Annotated in this window: 12 protein-coding genes, 1 tRNA gene and 2 pseudogenes; 8 read left to right on the plus strand and 7 right to left on the minus strand. The window is 56.4% G+C overall.

Annotated features, from left to right (window positions below):
• Positions 1–135: 135 nt before the first annotated feature.
• Positions 136–294 carry a hypothetical protein gene (locus HDC32_RS02635; protein ID WP_167361111.1) on the minus strand — a complete coding sequence of 53 codons (159 nt, stop codon included), beginning with the start codon at positions 292–294 and terminating at the stop codon, positions 136–138.
• 153 nt (positions 295–447) lie between these two features.
• Between HDC32_RS02635 and HDC32_RS02640 the strand changes: the two genes are divergently transcribed.
• On the plus strand, positions 448–705 hold the full coding sequence (locus HDC32_RS02640; protein ID WP_184742373.1) for a hypothetical protein: 258 nt from the start codon (positions 448–450) through the stop codon (positions 703–705).
• 553 nt (positions 706–1,258) lie between these two features.
• Here the strand turns inward: HDC32_RS02640 and HDC32_RS02645 are convergent.
• Positions 1,259–1,444: pseudogene (locus HDC32_RS02645) on the minus strand (methyl-accepting chemotaxis protein); the annotation flags it as partial.
• A gap of 176 nt (positions 1,445–1,620) precedes the next feature.
• On the opposite strand from HDC32_RS02645, the gene HDC32_RS02650 reads away from it, so the two are divergent.
• Positions 1,621–5,637 carry a hypothetical protein gene (locus HDC32_RS02650; protein ID WP_184742375.1) on the plus strand — a complete coding sequence of 1,339 codons (4,017 nt, stop codon included), beginning with the start codon at positions 1,621–1,623 and terminating at the stop codon, positions 5,635–5,637.
• 524 nt (positions 5,638–6,161) lie between these two features.
• On the opposite strand, the gene HDC32_RS02655 is transcribed toward HDC32_RS02650, so the two are convergent.
• Positions 6,162–6,235 (minus strand) — tRNA-Cys (locus HDC32_RS02655).
• Between the two features lie 212 nt (positions 6,236–6,447).
• Positions 6,448–8,736: an acylase gene (locus tag HDC32_RS02660; protein ID WP_184742377.1), complete on the minus strand. Its 2,289-nt coding sequence runs from the start codon at positions 8,734–8,736 to the stop codon at positions 6,448–6,450.
• A 237-nt stretch (positions 8,737–8,973) separates the two neighbouring features.
• On the opposite strand from HDC32_RS02660, the gene HDC32_RS02665 reads away from it, so the two are divergent.
• A complete protein-coding gene (locus HDC32_RS02665) occupies positions 8,974–9,360 on the plus strand; it encodes a fe2+ zn2+ uptake regulation protein (RefSeq protein WP_184742379.1) in 387 nt (128 codons plus the stop codon).
• Here the strand turns inward: HDC32_RS02665 and HDC32_RS02670 are convergent.
• Positions 9,357–9,545 carry a hypothetical protein gene (locus HDC32_RS02670; protein WP_027606724.1) on the minus strand — a complete coding sequence of 63 codons (189 nt, stop codon included), beginning with the start codon at positions 9,543–9,545 and terminating at the stop codon, positions 9,357–9,359. The genes HDC32_RS02665 and HDC32_RS02670 overlap by 4 nt on opposite strands.
• A gap of 353 nt (positions 9,546–9,898) precedes the next feature.
• Here HDC32_RS02670 and HDC32_RS02675 point away from each other — a divergent pair, with 353 nt between their 5' ends.
• On the plus strand, positions 9,899–13,420 hold the full coding sequence (locus HDC32_RS02675) for a membrane-targeted effector domain-containing toxin (protein WP_184742381.1): 3,522 nt from the start codon (positions 9,899–9,901) through the stop codon (positions 13,418–13,420).
• 32 nt (positions 13,421–13,452) lie between these two features.
• On the opposite strand, the pseudogene HDC32_RS02680 reads toward HDC32_RS02675, so the two are convergent.
• Positions 13,453–13,545 (minus strand): annotated as a pseudogene (locus tag HDC32_RS02680) (ABC transporter permease); the annotation flags it as partial.
• 2 nt (positions 13,546–13,547) lie between these two features.
• Positions 13,548–14,459 (minus strand): LysR family transcriptional regulator, encoded by a 912-nt coding sequence (locus HDC32_RS02685; protein WP_131696161.1) that lies wholly within the window; start codon positions 14,457–14,459, stop codon positions 13,548–13,550.
• A gap of 118 nt (positions 14,460–14,577) precedes the next feature.
• Here HDC32_RS02685 and HDC32_RS02690 point away from each other — a divergent pair, with 118 nt between their 5' ends.
• The 4 genes from HDC32_RS02690 to HDC32_RS02705 all read left to right on the plus strand — a co-directional run bounded on the left by HDC32_RS02690 (position 14,578) and on the right by HDC32_RS02705 (position 18,790).
• Entirely contained in the window at positions 14,578–15,573 is a 996-nt protein-coding gene (locus tag HDC32_RS02690; RefSeq protein ID WP_184742383.1) for an aldo/keto reductase, read from the plus strand.
• 145 nt (positions 15,574–15,718) lie between these two features.
• Positions 15,719–17,713 carry a methyl-accepting chemotaxis protein gene (locus tag HDC32_RS02695; RefSeq protein WP_131696159.1) on the plus strand — a complete coding sequence of 665 codons (1,995 nt, stop codon included), beginning with the start codon at positions 15,719–15,721 and terminating at the stop codon, positions 17,711–17,713.
• 90 nt (positions 17,714–17,803) lie between these two features.
• Positions 17,804–18,262: an SRPBCC family protein gene (locus HDC32_RS02700; RefSeq protein ID WP_131696158.1), complete on the plus strand. Its 459-nt coding sequence runs from the start codon at positions 17,804–17,806 to the stop codon at positions 18,260–18,262.
• Between the two features lie 81 nt (positions 18,263–18,343).
• Positions 18,344–18,790 carry a DUF411 domain-containing protein gene (locus tag HDC32_RS02705; protein ID WP_184742385.1) on the plus strand — a complete coding sequence of 149 codons (447 nt, stop codon included), beginning with the start codon at positions 18,344–18,346 and terminating at the stop codon, positions 18,788–18,790.
• Positions 18,791–18,792: the final 2 nt, after the last annotated feature.

An 18,792-nucleotide genomic window follows, 5' to 3' on the forward strand; every position in this document is an offset into this window, starting at 1 on the left:
ATGGTGAATCCAGCTCCTAATGAACATCCCTTTTAGCCCGTGCTCCCCATCGCGGGCTTTTCTTTGCCTGGGATTTAAGCCGGGCAAAAAAAGAGGCAGGCCATTGTTCATGGCCTGCCTCTCGTTGACTAACTATTAACGCGGACCGCCGCCAGGGCCGCCGCCTTGACCATGCCCCCCACCGCCATGGCCACCACCCCCGCCACCGCCCGGCGGCATGAATATCCAGCAGCCCGACAAGGTCGACAACAGCGCGACAACAACAGCCGCCTTGGTTAGGTAATTCAACTTCATGACAACGCTCTCTGCTTTACAAGGTTGGGTGTACGTAAAGTAAGACCGCCGCCAATGAAGTCCGTCACGAGTTTCGTGTAACGTCTTGGTAGGGTTTGTGTAGGGGTGGATACACGTCAATTCATTGATGCGAGTTAATCCGGAGTGACGGAAATGAAGGAGTTGATACAGGGCCTGGACGGACCCAGAACTGCCCAGCAGGAATTGTTTTACGACCTGGAAGATGCAGCTGCGGTCATTGGCTGGTCCGTGGTTGAACTGACAGCCCTGGCAAACAGCAGCAAGACGCCGAGTGAAGCGGTGGCGTTGATGAAGGTCTGTACGTTGCTGACAACTCAGCAGGAGAAACTGGCCAAGTACGCGGGTGAAGTGAAGGAGCAGCGCATCAGCAGGTCCGAGACTGAGTGCTGAAAATTGAGGTCAGTGCGGTCAAGAATGGGGGCCTCGAGTCGGAAATCGTAGTCGGCCCCCAATTCTTTACGTCGGTGAATAGCGCGAGCCAGCTGCAGCCGACTGGCTCGAACAGGTCGTTCGACCGCAGATTTACGTTGAGCGGCTATCGCCAGGACTATGTTGTTTTTTTACGCCCTTCCCCGTCTTTCGCTCGTATTGATGATGAAAAAACCAAACGACCAAAAGCAGCATCGCCAGACCAAAGACGAATAGCATCAGCTCTATCGCGGGACCTTCGTGTGAAAACATTTTCGTTCCTCATCCTGAAGTAGCGTGACCTGAAAACGGTCACAACCGAAACTGTTCGTAACAATACGAACATTTTCAGGGTAGTCGCCAACACGGGTCGTGACAACCTTAAAAGCCGCCTAACCCTTGATCTAGATACGTCACTCGTCGAAAAACCCTCCGAGCGCGTTAAGGGACACGGCACCACGTTCTATTCAAAGAGAAGGAAATGGCGCCTGCACGGGCTGCCTATCGCACGTTCAGGCAAGAACAACTGCCTATGTCAGACCTTAAAGCGCGCCACCAGGTGATTCAACTCAATTGCCAGGTTGGACATCTCACTGCAGGCAGCGGGGGTCTGACTGGCGCCTGCCGCGCTCTGGATCGATAGTTCGCGAATGCTGGTGAGGTTTTGGTCGGCCTCGCGGGCCACCTGCGCCTGTTCTTGGGAGGCGGTGGCAATCAAAAGCCGCCAGTCGCGAACAACAGCAGTCGGCCAGGAGCGGTCGCTCACAGAGCGAAGGGCTTGTCCCTATAATATGACGTAATATCCGGAGCAGGATGTGTCATTTGAAAGGACTCGCCCTCAAATAAATGGCGCCGGATTTTTGGTGCTTTCAGCACGCCATCTTCAGACTTCTGCCCATGAGCTCTATTCTTTATTTACCGCGCAAAATATCCAGCAATGACGTTGCTTACACTGAAGATGAGCTTCTAGTTACGTCAAGTTACGTCGTTGTTCTGGCCGAACCAGGTGGTGGAAAAACTGAGTTAATGCGTAGTTTGGCCCGGAAGCTGGGCACTTCTAGCGTTACAGCGAACAAATTCAAACGTATAGGCCCAGGCGCTGATAACTCTCCGCTCGTGATCGACGCGTTTGACGAGTTAGCTAAAATCGATCAAACCGGTATTCACGACCTCCTGGCGAATGCGAGTAAAGCAAAGCCAACGCACGTGATCATCTCGAGCCGATCCAGCGAATGGGGGACCGCAGCCACAAGCGCATTCGAAGAGTACTTCGGATGCTCACCGCTCCTAGTGAGGCTGGTCGAGTTTGAGGAAGAAGAACAGCGGGAAATTTTTCATCACCATGTGCCGGGTGAGGATTTCGCAACATTCCAAGCGGAAGTCACTCGATTTGATTTAGAAGCACTACTACCCAATCCCCAGTTCTTAAAGATGTTCGCAGACGCTTACATCGAAAGTGGCAGACATTTCACAGACAAACGAAGCATTTTTTCCCAAGCGGTCGAGCGCCTAGCAAAGGAGGCGAATGCCACCGTGGCGAAGACCGGCCATACCCTTTCGATCGCACAAAAGGTTGACCTGTCGTCTGAGGTATTCGCCAAGCTTTTGCTTTCAGGTGCAGATGGCATAGGAACGAGCGAAGCGACAGCAGACCGAATTTATCCACTACTAGCGGCAATGTTCGAAAACACCACCGCAGCTGAAGGCATCCTCGCGACTAGACTTTTCAAGCCCGGAGACAGCGCAGATCAGCATCGACCGGTTCACAAGATCGTCGCCGAATACTGTGCTGCGGATTACCTAGCCAAGCGAATAGCTGATCCGACGGACCATCTTACGATCCATAAATGCCTACCCATAATCGCTCCAAACACCATTGTACGGGACGAACTACGAGGGCTGCTGGGTTGGTTGGCCGCGTTAGGCAACAAGTATATTCAGGAATCAGCAATCGAACTTGACCCCTATGCAGTACTAGCGAACGGCGATCCTTCTCAACTTGAACAGTCCTCAAAGCGCCTGCTCATAAGGCGCTTAAAAGATGTGGAAAAGAGAGATCCGTATTTCCGAAGGGGAGATTCTTGGCGTCGGTTCAGTGCTGCAGGTTTCTTCACCCAAGACGTCATGAAGGAAATCAAGCCTCTCCTTGCATCTGGAAACGATGGGCACTTACGTGATCTGATCCTCGAACTTTTGGCGGGATCACCAGCGATTACGCATTTGACAAATGAATTACGTCAGCTCGTGTTGGACCCAAGCCAGAGCGAACGCACTCGATTTTTGGCCAACAGATGTCTACTCGATTTGATCGGACATGATCATCACGCCGATGTATCGATTCTGGTTGCTGAGGCTAGCGAAACTTCGCTTAAGATTGTAGCGGACATCGTAACAACCATAGGTCCTGAAAGATTCGATATTTCTCACTTGTCGAATTTTTTTCGCACCTGTACGAAACTATATCCTGCCTCTGAAGAACGTTTAGAACGGACAGTTGGTACTCGCTACTTTATCAAAAAACTTGTAGGCAGCTTAGATTTAAATTTGATCAATCCTCTATTAAATGAATTATCTAAAGGAGTGACCTGCGTTTGCGGTAAAAAGCGTTACGCTTGCTACTGCCGAGATGGTATATGCAAGATTATTGGATTAATGCTAGATAGGTATTTTGAATTAGCGTCTGCGCCATTTAATCCTGAGAAAGTATGGGACTGGCTCGAAAATTTAAATTACCATCATCAACAAGCAGCGAGCGGTAGTACTTCTGTAAAAATACTTCAAAGCGACGATAACTTGCGCCAAGGGATTATGGCTCACGTTTTCAAAACGATTACTGACAGAGAGAGAATTTTCAAGACCAAAATAGAGAAATTTGAGTTCTATGCTCACTCAGGTCTTCAATTCCAACCTAAAGATTACGAGTTTATAGTGAATCTCGCATTTGAACTCGAAAATCCCAAGCTTTGGGCTAATTTTATCGCCACACATCAACGCTATCGCTACAAAACAGAAGTAGGATCAAACTACTTAAGAAGACACATGCGCGAACAGTCTTTAGAAAAGCCTGAATTCATGGTTGAATGGGTGCGATCTAACAGAGCTTACTCGCAATTGGCAAAGAACACTCGACTGCCGCGCCTGAATCGCAAGGCGAAACGCCGTCAGCGGCAACGAAACGAGAGGCGTGCAGCAAATATTCAGTATTACCAGGCCAATCGAGAGCTAATAGAAAGCGGTGCCGATTGGCAATGCCTTGTCTACTTTGCAGAATTGGTTCTTATGAATCCCGATCGGATTGAGGAGCGAGTTGGAGACGCGGCATTAGTTTGTACTGCCCTCAGAAACTGTATAGATTTTATCGCGCTAAAAATTCCCAATCTATTAGAATTTGCACAGTTACAGTGTGCAGGGGAAATATTGCATGCAGAAATGGTCCTACTAGCAGCTTGCCTAGAGATCATGCGTGTGGATGGTAATTTGGATAGTGTTGATTTGCGGTTATTGACCGCGCTACGGACCAGTATTGATCGATCATACAGTTCAGTTATCGAAGAAGAACGCAACGCTCTAAAGTCTGAAATTGATCGTCTTATTTTTGCAGACTCATCGAGTGCAGAGCACTATCTCCGTCAGTACCTTGAGCCTCAGTTGGCACAGAAAGGCTGCAGCAACCCGAATATTTGGCTTTTAAGCGATGACGAGATTTTCAGCCATCTACGGGCGGAGCTTTCAATAGAGTGGCTTGCGCGCTTCTCTGAGTTAGACATTGGCACTTTAGAAACGCTTTTTGAGATTGCGGCTCAGTTTGGTGATCGTAGTGATCTTCAAAAAATAATCGCAGAGCGTTGCGAAAATATAATGTCCGACTGGCCGGAGCCCACAGATGATGAATACGTAGAGAGAAAGCGCATCTTCTGGCTCGTTCGAGCATTCTATTTTATAAAAGATACCTGTGGCACATATTGGAATTGGCTCAAATCTGATAGGGATACAGTATTTTCACTTAATGTTCGTTCCGGACGCTTCAATCGCGGCGAAAATTCTTATTGGCCAATACTTACGGCAAATAAAGTGGAGGCCATTCTCGACGCTTTTATCGATAAATGGCCTAAAGTTCATCTGCCGAGCCACTGGGGAACGGGGAGTCCTAGCGAGGAGGTCGCATATCGTTTTTTGACCGATATAGTCTGGTTGATACACTCAGATGATGCTAGCGAGGCCATCCTTGTCTTAAATCGTCTTTTGGGCGATGCGCGTTTTATAGATATGCACAACGACCTTAAGAGCTTATTAGCCAGTAAAGTCAGACAACAAGCGCTGAGAGATTTTGAACCGCCTTCTTCTCAAGAAATCATCGAACTGCTGGATCGCGACACTGTTGTGAACGTCGAGGGCTTACGCAAACTCGTCCTCCAAGAACTTCAAGATTTTCAGAAAGCTATAGACGGTGGAGAGTTCAATCCAGCAGACCGCTTTTACAATGGTGGTAAGCGTTTGGGCGAAGTCAAGGCCACCGAGGTCATTGCTGAGCGTCTAAGTCTCAGACTCGGACCATTAGGCATCGTAATAACTTCTGAGCATCAAATGAAAAGTGAAAACCGCACCGATTTCACTGCGACCAAGATCATTGGTGGGAAAAGAAGGTTGCTTGTGGTTGAGGTAAAAGGTCAGTGGCATAAAGAACTATACACAGCCGCATCTGCGCAATTGTATGACCGATATTCCATCCACCCCGACGCAGAGCAACAGGGAATTTATCTTGTGATCTGGTTTGGCGGCGATGAACTGGTCGCAAACAAAAAAAATACAACCATAAACTCCGCTCCGGAACTGAAGACCAGCATCGGACAGACGCTCCCGCCAGAGCTAGTTGGGCTAATTGATGTGTTCGTCTTGGACGTTTCCGGGTCCTAAAATTATGCTTGGAACGCGGAGCCGAAGACTATATGCAGCAGGCCTGGGAGACACGAAAAACACCACTCCGCATGACGGAGGTTGTCAATTACATCCGACAACCTCGGCCATCTTCTTTCCGAAAAGGGGACAGATTTGTTTTTCTATCACTGTCCGCTTTTGGCCCAGAGTGTGTAAAAACGCGTCGCCAAAATTGAAGTATGCGCATCTACGTTAAATCTGAAATTTATCGGCACGTCAGCAGATGTGGATTTCGCGTAGAAGCGCAATTTTCAGTCCGGTTTTGAGTACCTGTCGCGCTCAAATACGTTTTTACACAGCCTCGGCCGTTGGTAGACGCTCAGGCTCCTTAGTCTCGAGCACAATCCCACGTCCAATCGCGGAGAGGCATACCGATAACGGCGTCTTAAATTTCCCGAAAAAAGGTAGGGATGTGGAAGCGCATCCGAAAAATTGCGGAAGCGATGACCAAACCGCAGACAATAAAAAACCCCGTAAACGTTAATCTACGGGGCTTTTAAGAGTGGAGGCCGAGGTCGGAATCGAACCGGCGTAGGCGGATTTGCAATCCGCTGCATAACCATTTTGCTACTCGGCCTCAAACGATCAATGCCTTTGCCGCTGACATTCACCGCATAAAAACTTGAGTGGGCTATAGAACCCTGCCTCTACTCTAACTCATTGAATACATTGAAGTTTTTAATGCTTCGTTGCGTTCGATGGGCGCCATTATGTACTCATTTGCTTTTGCCTGCAACCCCTTGATTTCAAAAATATTTCGTATTGGCATCAAGGGGTTGCGTGCCTGCCCTACTCCTTGATGAGCTGCTGCTGGTACTGCGGGTCGGCCTTGATCTGGGCGTCGGTGAACGGCAGCGGGCGGAGTTTTTTCTGTGAGAACGCTTGGGTCTGGTCCTTAGCGTAGGGGGATGCCGGGTTGCTGGACAGGGAAAACGCGAGCACGCCTTGGGCGTGTGGGCCCTGGTCGTCGAAGGTGACGATCTGCAGGTAGCTGCTGCCGCTGACCACTTCACGCTTGCCGTCGGCCCGGGGCACGGTTTGCATGGCGTTGTAGACCCCCAGTTCCTGCGGGCCGCCGTGAATCGGGGTTTGGCCGCTGACCTGGACATCCCCCCATTTGCTGTCGGCGTTGAGGCCGAGTGTGTCGACGGCTGCGGTGGAGGCCAGCATGGCTTCGCGCAGGGCCTTGGCCACGGGTGCACGCTCGATGGCCAGGCCACGTGGGGTGGTGAGGGGCTGGGCCGGGTCGAACGCGACGCGCCAGGCATCGGGGATTTGTTGCAGGTGTTCGATCAGATTGATGAAGTGCACCAGGCCCAGGCCGCTGTCGAGGTTGGCGTGTCGGTCCCAGTCATTGAGGCTGGTGCACAGTGGCTTGAGCGCAGCCGCGTCGGTGCCAAGGTGTTTGGCGCAGAACGCCAGCAGGTCGGGCATGACCTGGCCGGCGAGGTAGACCTCGTTGTCCATGACCATGTTTTGCAGGTCGGTGACGCTGATCGGTCGCGTCTCCAGGGATTGCAGGCGTTGCAAGGCAAAGCGTGCGCGCGGGCCGAGGCCGACGTGGTCCTGGCTGATCACCGGGGAGAAGCCGGTCAATGGTGCCTTGGGGTTGGCCAGCCACGCCGAATCGTTAGAGTGCTGCACGTAGTCGCTACGCTCCAGTTGCGGCAACTGGTCGGCGGGGAAGATGCCGGCCTGGGCGGCTCGCGGGTCAACGTCCCAGGCACAGGCACTGCGGGCGCCGTCGAGCATGATCATCTGCAGGCCGGCACGTGGGTCGCTGCATTGCGCCAGCTTGGCCGCGCTGACGTTGGGCACCACCGACAGGTTCATGTACAGGCTCTGGCCCTGGTCATCGGCGGCCAGGGTATTGACCCACGGGATGCCTTGCAGGGTGTGCACCGAGGTTTGCAGATCCTTGAGGCTGGCCGCGCGGTTCATTGCGTACCACTGTTGCAGCACGCGGTCGTTGCCCAGGTTGGCATCGCGTAGGCTGAAGGCGTGGTGACTGTCCCAATCCAGCTTGCCGGGCCATTGCACCACGGGTCCGAACTGCGAGCTATAGACCGGATGGGTCACCGGTTTCACGCTGCCGTCCGCTTGCCTGACCTGCACCGTCACCGAGGTTTTTTCCAGGGGGATGGATTTTCCATCCAGCATATAGCGCGTGGAATCCTTGGGATCCAACGTCAGGCGATACAGGGTGAAATGCTTGGACGTGTCCACCGTGTGGGTCCATGCCACATGCTGGTTGAAGCCGATATTGATCACCGGCAGGCCGGGCAACGCGGCGCCCATCACATCCAGCTGGCCGGGAATGGTCAGGTGCATTTCATAAAAGCGCATGCCGCCCACCCACGGGAAATGAGGGTTGGCCAGCAACATGCCACGGCCATTGAACGAACGGTCGCGGCCCACCGCCACGGCATTGCTGCCACGATCGAGGCTGAAGCGCTGTTGATTGGCGGCGGCCAGTTCAAACGCCTTGGCGCTGGGCTGCACACTCGCCGTTGCCTGAGGCGGCTTGGCGCCGACCAGGGCTTCGGCGAATTGGCCGACACCGCCCTCCACCAATAGCCTGCGGGTCAATTTCACCAGGTCCTCAACCATCAGCGGCCGCACCCAGGCGGCCTGGCACTGGGCTGGCGTGCCGTGCTCTCTCAGGTAGCGGTTGTAACCGGCCACGTAACCTTGCATGCGCTGTTGGATCTGCGGGCTCTGCGCCTTCCAGAAAGCAGCCACGGCATCCGGTGTGTTCAGCCAGGTGAAAAACACATCGCTGGCCAGGTTGTTGCGCTCTTCCAGAGTCGACTGTTCAGGGCCGAAGTACCTGGCTCGCTCGCCGTTCACCGTGACCACTTCATTGGCCAGCAGACACAGGTTGTCCTGGGCATAGGCGTAACCGATGCCCAGGCCCAGGCCGCGCTCGTCGGTAGCGCGAATATGCGGCACGCCGAAACTGGTACGCCGGATTTCCGCCGACGCTTGCGTCACCTGTTCCCGCGCCGATGCGGCCAGGCTCAACCCCAGCAACAGCCCCGCCACACACACCCTGGACAACCCGTTGGAAATAATCACGCCGACTCCGCAGTCAAATTGAACACCCTCACAGGGGGTAGCTACCCCACCGTAAGAACGCAAAAGACCGGGAAAAATTTAATGCTGGAACGCGTTTATTCAAGGCGACACAGATGTGACAAAACCGATACCGACAAATTTTCTACATCCTGCACTTCATGATTTCGCTCGCTCGTTCGTCTTATTACTAAGAGCGCCATCATTTTCCTGATCAGGCTCTGATAAGGAGTTTTTTGCATGTATAACCCGCAAGTGCCCACGGACGGACATTCACCTGCCGCCGATGCTCAGCGTGGCAGCGGCGCACAAACGTTCGGCAAAGCGCCCGAACAGCAAGGCAACCAGCGTATTCGCCATTTGCTCAAGTGTTTCGGTCTGCGCACCAGCCTGATTCGGCTGAAGGTCATCGACGCCCTGCTCACCGCCGCCGACAACCAGCGCACCCTGGGTGTGCGCGGCGTGCACAGCCATTTACTGGAGCTGGGTATCCCGTTGTCGTTCCTGAGTGTGCGCGAGGTGCTCAAGCGCCTGTGCAGCGAGGGTGTGATCACCCTCAACGCCGATAAAAGCTACAGCCTCCATGAAGAGGCTGCGAAGGTACTCGACGCTCGAGGTAGACCTTAAAGCTTGACCTTGCGGCGCATGATGCCGTTGATCACCACTACGACCACTGCGACGGCAATGGCGATGGTCTGGAACGTCTTCTCACTGATAAACCCGATGTTCTGCAGGTAGGACAGGCCAAACATCGTCGCCAGTACGGCCAGGGCGATCAGAATCGAGTATTTCAAGCGTTGCTTTTGGGTCATGACGGGTTCCTGAACCGGAAGAGTTATCCACTGTGTAGCGCCGAACAGGCCAGGCACATACCCGGGCGACGGGATGCACCGAGGTCGACAGGGGCTTATGTTACAGGTGATGAAAAACTTTGGCTCGTCCGGCGTGCCGCTCACTCCCACGGCAGTGGGCCGCTGGGCTTGCACGATGGATGGACGAGTGCATTGAAACACTCACGCGAGCATCTACATCCTACCTTACACACTGCATGCCTTCGAGAAGGAACCCCGGCGGGTGTTTTCCGCACCCAAAAGGGGCGTCTGGGGAACAGGGAACCTCCTAATAACAGGCGCCTTTGTTGATACGTCAAAAAAGGTACCCACCCATGCAGACTCCCTCTTCCGTATCCATCCACCCGCGTCACTCTTTTCTGCCCTCCCCCCAAAATGATAGCCAAAGCCAGCCAGCGCCCGACCAGTCGTCCACCGCCCCACAACCCGCCACGCCCCTGCATTTACACCGCCACAAGCGTGTTGCCAATGCCGGTTTGGAGCAGGCGCAGGCAGACAAGCACAACCTGCGGACCCTGGGGCAAACACTCAACGAAACCGCCAAACGCCTGGGCGCGGACGCAACGCCCCAGGCCATCCTGGGCGCGCTGAAAACGACGACCATCGATATTCATCCCGAGTCCTCCTCGTCCGAAGCCGGTGCCACCGTCACGCTTGAGGCTTACATCAGGTCGTCCGGCTTGAGCATACCCACCAGCCACTTTGCCCTGACCGCCCTGGCGGACGCGGTGCTCAACAGAGCCCAGGAACACCCTCTGGGCAACTTTGGTGGCGCGCTGTCCTGGCCACTACCGTTGGGGGCCGATGGGCAACGTTCGCTGGTGGACGCCGCCCGGCGCTATGCGACCCAGCATTCGAACCCACCACGGATGGGGGTAAGCCCGAGTGTGCTGGAGTACTTGAACAGCAACCAGCCACTTTCCGCCGAGGCCATCAAAGATCCGGCCAAGGCGCTGGAAACGCTCCTTGGCACGCCCCGCGCGCAAGCGTTGGGCAAAGTCTTGCAGGCTCAGTTGAACGGTATTGCCACCGACTCCAGCGTGAACGACTACCTGTTGGCCGCCATGCATCTGCTGCTGGATCCGTCATCCATTGCCGAGACCCAGCCGAACAAGGTTGCCGGCTTCGATCTGGCACAGCGAGATCACTGGGGCAAACCCGCTTCAGCGCTGTTGGGCAACCTCAGCGCGCATTTGGATAACGAAGGCCACACCACGCCTGGAATGGCCAAGGTCGGCGCTTACCTGTTACTGGCGAGGAAAGCCCCCGAACTGCTGATCAAAGACATCCCTGCCAACGTGACCTATGGAAGTCCAGCCTGGGTCAGCCTGTCCATCGCAGCGGCTACGATAGAAGCCCAGACACCGGGTAAAGTCCCCAATATGACCTTTGCCCAAGTCATGCTGGAAGCCGAAAATGCCGGCCTGCAAGACCTGGACGTGACCCAGCAGGCACAGACCGCCGCGCTGCGGACCTGGGGCGTCGTCAACGGCGTGCTCTCTGAAGATGAAGCCGCTCGGTACAACACCAGCGACATTGAAAAGGTCAGAGGCGCCTTCAACCTGCAGGCCGATGCGCGGGTAAATGCCAGCGACCAGATCGAAGCCAAAATCCCCAGTCGCAGGGAAATCGCCCTGGCCAAGCTGAAAGAAAGGTTTGGCGAGAACGTGCCTTTTGAAGAGAAACTCCTGACCGTAAAGAGCACCACACAGCCCTACGTCCAACCGCTCTATGACCCCAATCGGGCGCCCGCCGGCCCACACTCGTTGCTGGATATCGCGATGAGCGGGCTGCATCAGTATGAGTGGGAATCCACAGACGATCGGATCATCGATGCCACACGAGGCAAGTCCCTGCAATTCGACGTAAACCAAGTGTTCGACGCAGAACTCACCCAGGCCATGAGCACTCGGAAAAAAGGCATCGCCACGGCCGTCAAGCAAATGATCAGTCAGCTTCCGCTCAAGGACCGGGAGAATCTGGAATATGGGAAACTTGAGTTCTATCAAAACCATACCTACACCCTGGGTATGGGCTTTACCGACCGAACCCTGACGGAAAAAAATCACAGGTTATTGATCAAGTCCACGGGGGTGAATAGCCAAACGGTTTATGAAGTGGATTTAAAGCAAGGCACTGTTAAACCCGTTCCCGACACCGTATTGACCCAAGAGCGCGAGCGCAACGCCAACCGGGTCTACCCCATAGAAGCGTTCCCCCCCAAAGGTATGGCTGAAACGGTGTTTGAACAAAGCCAGAAAGCCCCAAACCCACTGCCCGTTCCCAACAGCTTTTCCAGTACCCGGACGCAGGCCCTCACCGACGTGTTTATCCAACACTTGGATATCGATAACGAAGATGTGATCAAGGAGGCCGAGGGAGCGACAACCTTCGACCGGCAAATGGAAACCCAGTCGAAACTCGCCAATTTCTTCCTTGACCTGATTCCGTTCAAATCGGCGATCCAGAACTTTGTCGAGGGCAACTACCTGGATGGCGCCGTCGACCTGGGCATGGATATCTTCGGCTTTGTCACTGCCGGTGTGGGCACGGCAGCGAAAGTGGCCAAAGTCGGCGCCAAGGCGGTCAGCGCGACGACCAAGGCCCTCAAGATCGCCAAAATCCTCGGCACCACCCTTATCGGCGAACTCAATCCTGTCAGTGGGGTGGGCAATCTCATCGAGGGTAGCGTCAAGATGATCGGCAAGGGCGTGGACAAGATCAAGGCCACCAGTGGCACGTTAATCCAGGCTGTCAGCCGCGAGCATGGGCCCATCACACGCGGCACGTTCAAGATCGCGGACCAGACCTATGAGGCAGACACGATCCTCTCTAATGGACAACGGTATGCCTACGACGCGGCCAAGATGAAACCCTACGGGACGCCCCTGAACGATTTCAACCCGCTTGACACACTGTCACCCAGGTCGCCATTGACGCACTCACCCAGGCAGCGTCATGGGCAGAGATTCAACCCCATTGACAGCAGCGGTCGGTCGCTACGTGTTCGAAAACCATTGCCCGAGGGCGACTATGTCGAAAGCATGCGGGGGAAACTGGAGGCGGACCATTTCAAACCGGATACCAAGCTGGCAACGATGAACAAATTCAAACAGGAAATGGACGATTACTACGATGCGCTGAAGCATTCGGGGCTTCCGGCACGCCCAACCCTGCCACCGATGCCGAAAGAGGTGTCTGTACCCGAGCTGATTGAAGAGGCCTATAAAGCCTCGGACGGCGTGGTGTTTGGGGAAAGCCATAAACAGATGGCGAGTTTCCGGACAATTTTCGAAAACGTCGAAACGTTAAAAACCCAAGGCGTCAAAAAATTTTATTTCGAAGGCTTGATCGATATGCCCCACGGGCTTGTGGATGACGGCATTGGCATCATCGGGCAAACCAAAACCCCTCGCACTAACCCGACATTTGAAGAGCTGAAAAAAAAGCTCAGTGACAACGGCATAGAAGTCTTGCCGCTCGACCACTATTACCTCACACGGCATAAGGACCTTCACGACGCGCGCGTGCCAACCACCACAGGCGCCGGCTCTGAAAAACGACTCAGAGAGTTCAACTACTATGCCGCAGAAACCATCCAGGCAAATTCCGGCACTGAAAAATGGGCGGCGTTGGTGGGGCATTCACACATGAATACCTCCGAAGGCGTCCCCGGCCTGGCTGAGTTGACTGGTGGCATCGGCGTTGGTGTCTACACCCATCCAAAATACTCAGCCCCTACGGGCATGAGGCTGAGGAACCATGCGACAGACCCTGCCAAACCGGTAAATGCTGGAGGCGTTCCGGGGGATCTACAGATATACCGGACGCAGTAGGTTTCCCCCACGCGAAAACCATAGCCCAGGGCCAGACCCCCAATGGCCCCGAGCATTTCGCATGGCACCAGCACGCCCGACAACATCCCGATGGCCAGCCGCACGCCGGTCAGCACGTGGCCCAGGCCTAGCGTTGCAAACCGGTGCCTGGCTGGCTGCACAGCTCAACCAGCCAATCCACAAACACCCTCACCCGCTGCGACAACTGGCGATGCGGCGGATACAGCGCCGTCAGTGCCATTTTCGGCACCGGCAATTGCGCCAGCACGGGCACCAGGCTGCCTTGGGCCAGTTGCCGCATCGCGTGATAGTGCGGCGCCTGAATCAGGCCGTAGCCGGCTTCGCACGCGGCGAAATAGCCGTCGGAGCTGTTGACCGCCACGCGCTTGGGCAAATGGATCGGGCGCACGGCGTTGTCGACCAGAAACTCCAGGCCGAACCGCTTGCCACTGGCCGTGGAGACATACTCGACCATCTGGTGATTGGCCAAGTCCTCAAGGGACGCGGGTACGCCCATGCGTTCCAGATACCCGGGGCTCGCCAAGGTCAACTGGTCCATCATTGCCAAAGGCCTGGCTACCAGCGACTCATCCAAGGCCAGGCCGCCACGCAGCACACAATCGACACCTTCGCGGATCAGGTCCACCGGGCGGTCGTTCAGGCCTATGTCCAATTCGATCTGCGGATAGCGCGCGGTGAACGCCGGCAACGCGGGAATCACAATCAAGCGCCCGATGCCCGAAGGCATGTCCACACTCAAGGTGCCGCGCGGGTTCTGGCGGCGAGTGGAGAACACCGCCTCGGTTTCTTCCAGGTCGGTGAGCAACTGTACGCAGCGCTGGTAATACGCAGCGCCATCCAGGGTCGGGCTCACCTGGCGCGTGGTGCGTTGCAGCAACTGCACGCCCAGGTGCGCTTCCAATTGCTTGATCAGGATAGTCACCGAAGCGCGCGGCAGTTGCAGGCTGTCGGCGGCCTTGGCAAACCCGCCCAGTTCAACAATTCGGGTAAATACGCGCATCGCGTTGAAACGGTCCACGGGCGACTCCTTACGCGGATTATTTAGATATTACGAATAGTGATAGTGCTTTTAGCCGGTTTATCCCAATTTTGTCGAGAGTAACAATGGAGCCCTTCCCCACTCAGGAGCTGAACCCATGCACACTCGTCAACTCGGAAAAAACGGCCCACGGGTCTCTGCCATCGGCCTCGGCTGCATGGGCATGACCGACTTCTACACCCCCGGCACCGACACCACGGAGGCAACCGCCACGCTGCATCGCGCCTTGGAGTTGGGCGTCAACTTTCTCGATACCGCGGATATGTACGGCCCCCATACCAATGAGCAACTGATCGGCAAAGCCATTGCCGGTAAACGTGACCAGGTGTTCCTGGCGAGCAAGTTCGGCATCGTGCGTGACCCAACCAACCCGGCGTTGCGTGGGGTAAACGGGCGCCCCGAGTACATTCGCGATGCCATCAACGGCACCTTGCAGCGCCTGGGGGTGGACACCCTGGATCTCTACTACCAGCACCGTATCGACCCACAGGTGGCCATCGAAGAAACCGTCGGTGCCATGGCCGAACTGGTGCAGCAAGGCAAGGTGCGTTACCTGGGGCTGAGCGAGGCATCCGCCGCCACGCTGGAACGCGCCCATAACGTGCACCCGATCAGCGCCCTGCAGAGCGAATATTCCCTGTGGAGCCGCGACCAGGAAAGCAACGGCTGCCTCGCGGCCTGCCAACGCCTGGGGATTGCGTTTGTGCCTTACAGCCCACTGGGCCGAGGATTCCTGACCGGCGCCCTGAAAAGCCCGGATGACTTCGATGCCGATGACTACCGCCGCACCAACCCGCGCTTCCAGGGCGAAAATTTCGCGAAGAACCTGGCGTTGGTGAAGCAGGTTCAAACCCTCGCGGCAGACAAAGGCGTAACCGCCGGGCAACTGGCATTGGCGTGGGTATTGGCACAAGGCGACTTCATCATTCCGATCCCCGGTACCAAACAACGCAAGTACCTGGAGGAAAACGTCGCGGCCGTATCGCTCGACCTCAGCTCGGCCGAGCGTGCGGCACTCGATGCGATTTTCCCCGCCGATGCAACCGCCGGCCTGCGCTACCCCGAAGCCGTGATGGCGATGCTTGAGATATAAACCACGCTGTTCAGAGGGGGCACCGTTAATCGGTGCTCCTGTTTTCTTGCACCATCGTACCTAAAGCTCTTCCTCGCCAAGCCGATAGCCCTACGAAGCTCCAAAAAGCCGCGTCAATAATAAACGCTTCGTAAGGACGACCCCCATGCCCCCACTGCGCTCCATCCAAGCTCGCTATACCCTGTTTCTGGTGCTGTTCGTCCTGGTGCTATTCGTGTTGACCGTCGTCGGTATCGGCCAGTTGGTCGCGCCCACGCTGCGCCATACCGAAGAACAGGTGGTGCTCAACCGCATCAGTGAGGTGGCCGAACAGATCCAGGGCGAACTGAACAAGGTTCAGTCCCAGCAACGCACCATCACCCAAACCATCCCGCTGCTCGACAGCGATGCCATCGACAAGGTCCTGCCCGGCCTGGTCGACCAATATGGTGAGCTGAAGGTCTTCGGTGGTGGTATCTGGCCGCTGCCCAACCAGCGCACGCCGGGGCGCAATAAACACAGCACCTTCTGGCACCGTGATGCGGCGGGCAAGCTGGCAGTGAACACGTTCTGGAACAGCGACCCCGCCCCCAACTATTACGACCAGAGCTGGTACAAGGGCGGCCTCGCTTCGCCACGCGGCCAATGTGCCTGGGCCGCGGCCTACAAGGACGACGCCAGCCAGGAGCCACGCACCAACTGCGCCATGGCGATCCAGCGTGACGGCGCGGCGTACGGCGTGGCCACCATCGACGTGACCCTGGGCTTCTTCAACGAACTGGTTGCGAGCAAGGAAAAGGACATCGGCGGGCAGATGCTGATCGTCGAAGGCGACGGCAAGATCATCAGCAACAGCACACGCCTGAGCAGCCCCGTGGTCCTGAAGAACATCAGTGAGTTGACCGGAACCTCAGCCTTTGCCACCCAGGTCAGCAAAGCCCTCGCCCATCGCGACCAGGCCTTGCAGCGCAGCGAGTTCGACAACCAGGGCGTGGCCAGCACCTTCTACATGCGCCCCATCGAAGGCACACCGTGGTTCCTCGCCACCGCCCTGCCCACCTCGCTGATCACCGCCCAGCGCGATGACGTGCTCGGCAGCCTGGCCCTGCTGCAGATTCCCATGGTGTTGCTGCTGGTGCTGCTGGCGGTGTATGCGATCCGCCAACTGGTGCAGCGCATGAAAACCCTGAAGACCAACATCGACGCGCTGTCCACCGGCGATGCCGACCTGACGCGGCGCATCACCATCCGCGCCGAAGACGAACTGGGCGCCATCGGCCATTCGGTGAACCGCTTTATCGTCTACTTGCAAGACATGATCGGCGAAGTGACCCAGGCCACCGGGGCCATGTCATCGGGCCTTGAGCAATTGCAGCACACCTCGGCGCACACCAACAGCATCCTGGTGCGCCACGCCTCGGAGACCGACCAGACCGTCACCGCGATCACCGAAATGAGCTCCACCGCCGACACCGTGGCGCAAAACGCAGCGGAAACCGCCTCGTTCACCCAACGCGCCAACGAACATGCCGACCGCTCCCGCGTGGTGGTGGGTGAAGCGTCCACCAGTGTCAGCGCGCTGATCGGCGAAGTCGCCAGTGCCACCCACACCGTCGAGAACATGCGCCAGGACGCCGCGCGCATCACCGAAACCCTCGGCGTGATCGGCGCGATTGCCGGCCAGACCAACCTGCTGGCTCTCAACGCCGCGATTGAAGCCGCGCGGGCTGGCGAGCAAGGCCGTGGTTTTGCGGTGGTGGCAGACGAAGTCCGCGCACTGGCAGCGCGTACCCAGGCCAGCACCTCGCAGATCAATGAGATGCTCGCGCGCCTGACCACCGGTGTGAGTTCGTCGGTAGCGGCCATGGAAAACACCCAGGCCAGTTGCCAGTCGGCGGCGGATGCCACGGCGCGGGTAAACAGCGGCCTCGACGAAATGGCCGGTTCGGTCAGCCATATTAATAACCTCAGCACCCAGATCGCCACCGCCGCCGAGCAGCAAAGTGCGGTGACCGAAGAGATCAACCGCAGCATGGTGCATATCCGACATATGGTCGAAGAGCTGGTGCAAAGCGGGCATGCCACGGAAACCAATACGCAAAGCCTGCTGGACGCCAATGGCCGGGTGATTGCATTGATGAGCCGTTTCAAGGTGCGCTGATAAATGGCTGAAACACTCCCGTGCAATGTGCGGGAGTGGGACTATTCTGACAGTTCCAAGTGTTCAGCCCCGCCACACAGGAGGTGTGCCATGCGCGCTGCCGAGCAGTCGGTCCGATTGGAGCGGATCAGTCAGGAACGTTTTATCCAGGCCCCTATCGATGCCGTTTACGACTATGTGACCCAACCGGATCGCTGGCACGAATGGCACCCCACTTCCCTCGGTGCCGACACCGGCACCACCGGCCCACTCCACGCCGGTGCACGCTTTACCGAAATGATCGACTTGCTGGGCGTACGCGTGCCCATGAGCTACCGCGTGCAGATCGCCCGGCGTCCCGACGAGTTCAAGACGGTGTTCACCTCACTGGCGGTCGACGGCTCGATTCACTACTTTTTGCAGGCCTTTCGCGACGGCACCCTGTTCAAGCGCGTGCTGACCTATGAAACCGAATTGCAGTTGGCCAGCCTCCATGAACGGATGATCGAGCTGTCGGCGATTGCACTGGACCGTCTCAAGCAGCGGATGGAAAACTCGCACTCTGTATAATTTTGAAACATTACCGCGACGCCCTCTGCGAAAAAGCAGGGAGAATGCCCCGCCTACTGCCCGGTATTGGACGAGACCTCGATGAAAACCCCCTTGCGATTGGCCCTGCTTTCAGCGCTGCTCACCACCACCTTGGCCCAGGCCGCCGACCTGATCCCCATCGATGTGCACCGCGACGCCAATTGCGGCTGCTGCAAAAAGTGGATCAGCCATCTGGAAAGCAACGGCTTCAAGGTCAACGACCATGTCGAAGCCGACATGAGCGCCGTCAAACGACGCCTCGGCGTGGCCCCGCGCCTGGGCTCGTGCCATACCGCCGTGATCGACGGCAAGTTCGTCGAAGGCCATGTGCCCGCCGAGCAGGTATTGGCCTTGCGCAAGCGCGACGACCTGCTGGGAATCGCCGCACCGGGCATGCCCATGGGTTCGCCCGGCATGGAAATAGAGGGTCATGCCGAGGCGTATCAAGTCATCGGCCTGACCCGCGACGGTCAGGATGTGGTGGTGGCGGACTACCCGGCGCACTGATC

Origin of the sequence: Pseudomonas sp. JAI120, assembly GCF_014207255.1 — a bacterium.
Taxonomy (GTDB): Bacteria; Pseudomonadota; Gammaproteobacteria; order Pseudomonadales; family Pseudomonadaceae; genus Aquipseudomonas.

Coding starts and splice junctions, on each gene's coding strand:
- HDC32_RS02635 (WP_167361111.1), bottom strand. CDS start 294: ATGAAGTTGAATTACCTAACCAAGGCGGCTGTTGTTGTCGCGCTGTTG.
- HDC32_RS02640 (WP_184742373.1), top strand. CDS start 448: ATGAAGGAGTTGATACAGGGCCTGGACGGACCCAGAACTGCCCAGCAG.
- HDC32_RS02650 (WP_184742375.1), top strand. CDS start 1,621: ATGAGCTCTATTCTTTATTTACCGCGCAAAATATCCAGCAATGACGTT.
- HDC32_RS02665 (WP_184742379.1), top strand. CDS start 8,974: ATGTATAACCCGCAAGTGCCCACGGACGGACATTCACCTGCCGCCGAT.
- HDC32_RS02670 (WP_027606724.1), bottom strand. CDS start 9,545: ATGACCCAAAAGCAACGCTTGAAATACTCGATTCTGATCGCCCTGGCC.
- HDC32_RS02675 (WP_184742381.1), top strand. CDS start 9,899: ATGCAGACTCCCTCTTCCGTATCCATCCACCCGCGTCACTCTTTTCTG.
- HDC32_RS02690 (WP_184742383.1), top strand. CDS start 14,578: ATGCACACTCGTCAACTCGGAAAAAACGGCCCACGGGTCTCTGCCATC.
- HDC32_RS02695 (WP_131696159.1), top strand. CDS start 15,719: ATGCCCCCACTGCGCTCCATCCAAGCTCGCTATACCCTGTTTCTGGTG.
- HDC32_RS02700 (WP_131696158.1), top strand. CDS start 17,804: ATGCGCGCTGCCGAGCAGTCGGTCCGATTGGAGCGGATCAGTCAGGAA.
- HDC32_RS02705 (WP_184742385.1), top strand. CDS start 18,344: ATGAAAACCCCCTTGCGATTGGCCCTGCTTTCAGCGCTGCTCACCACC.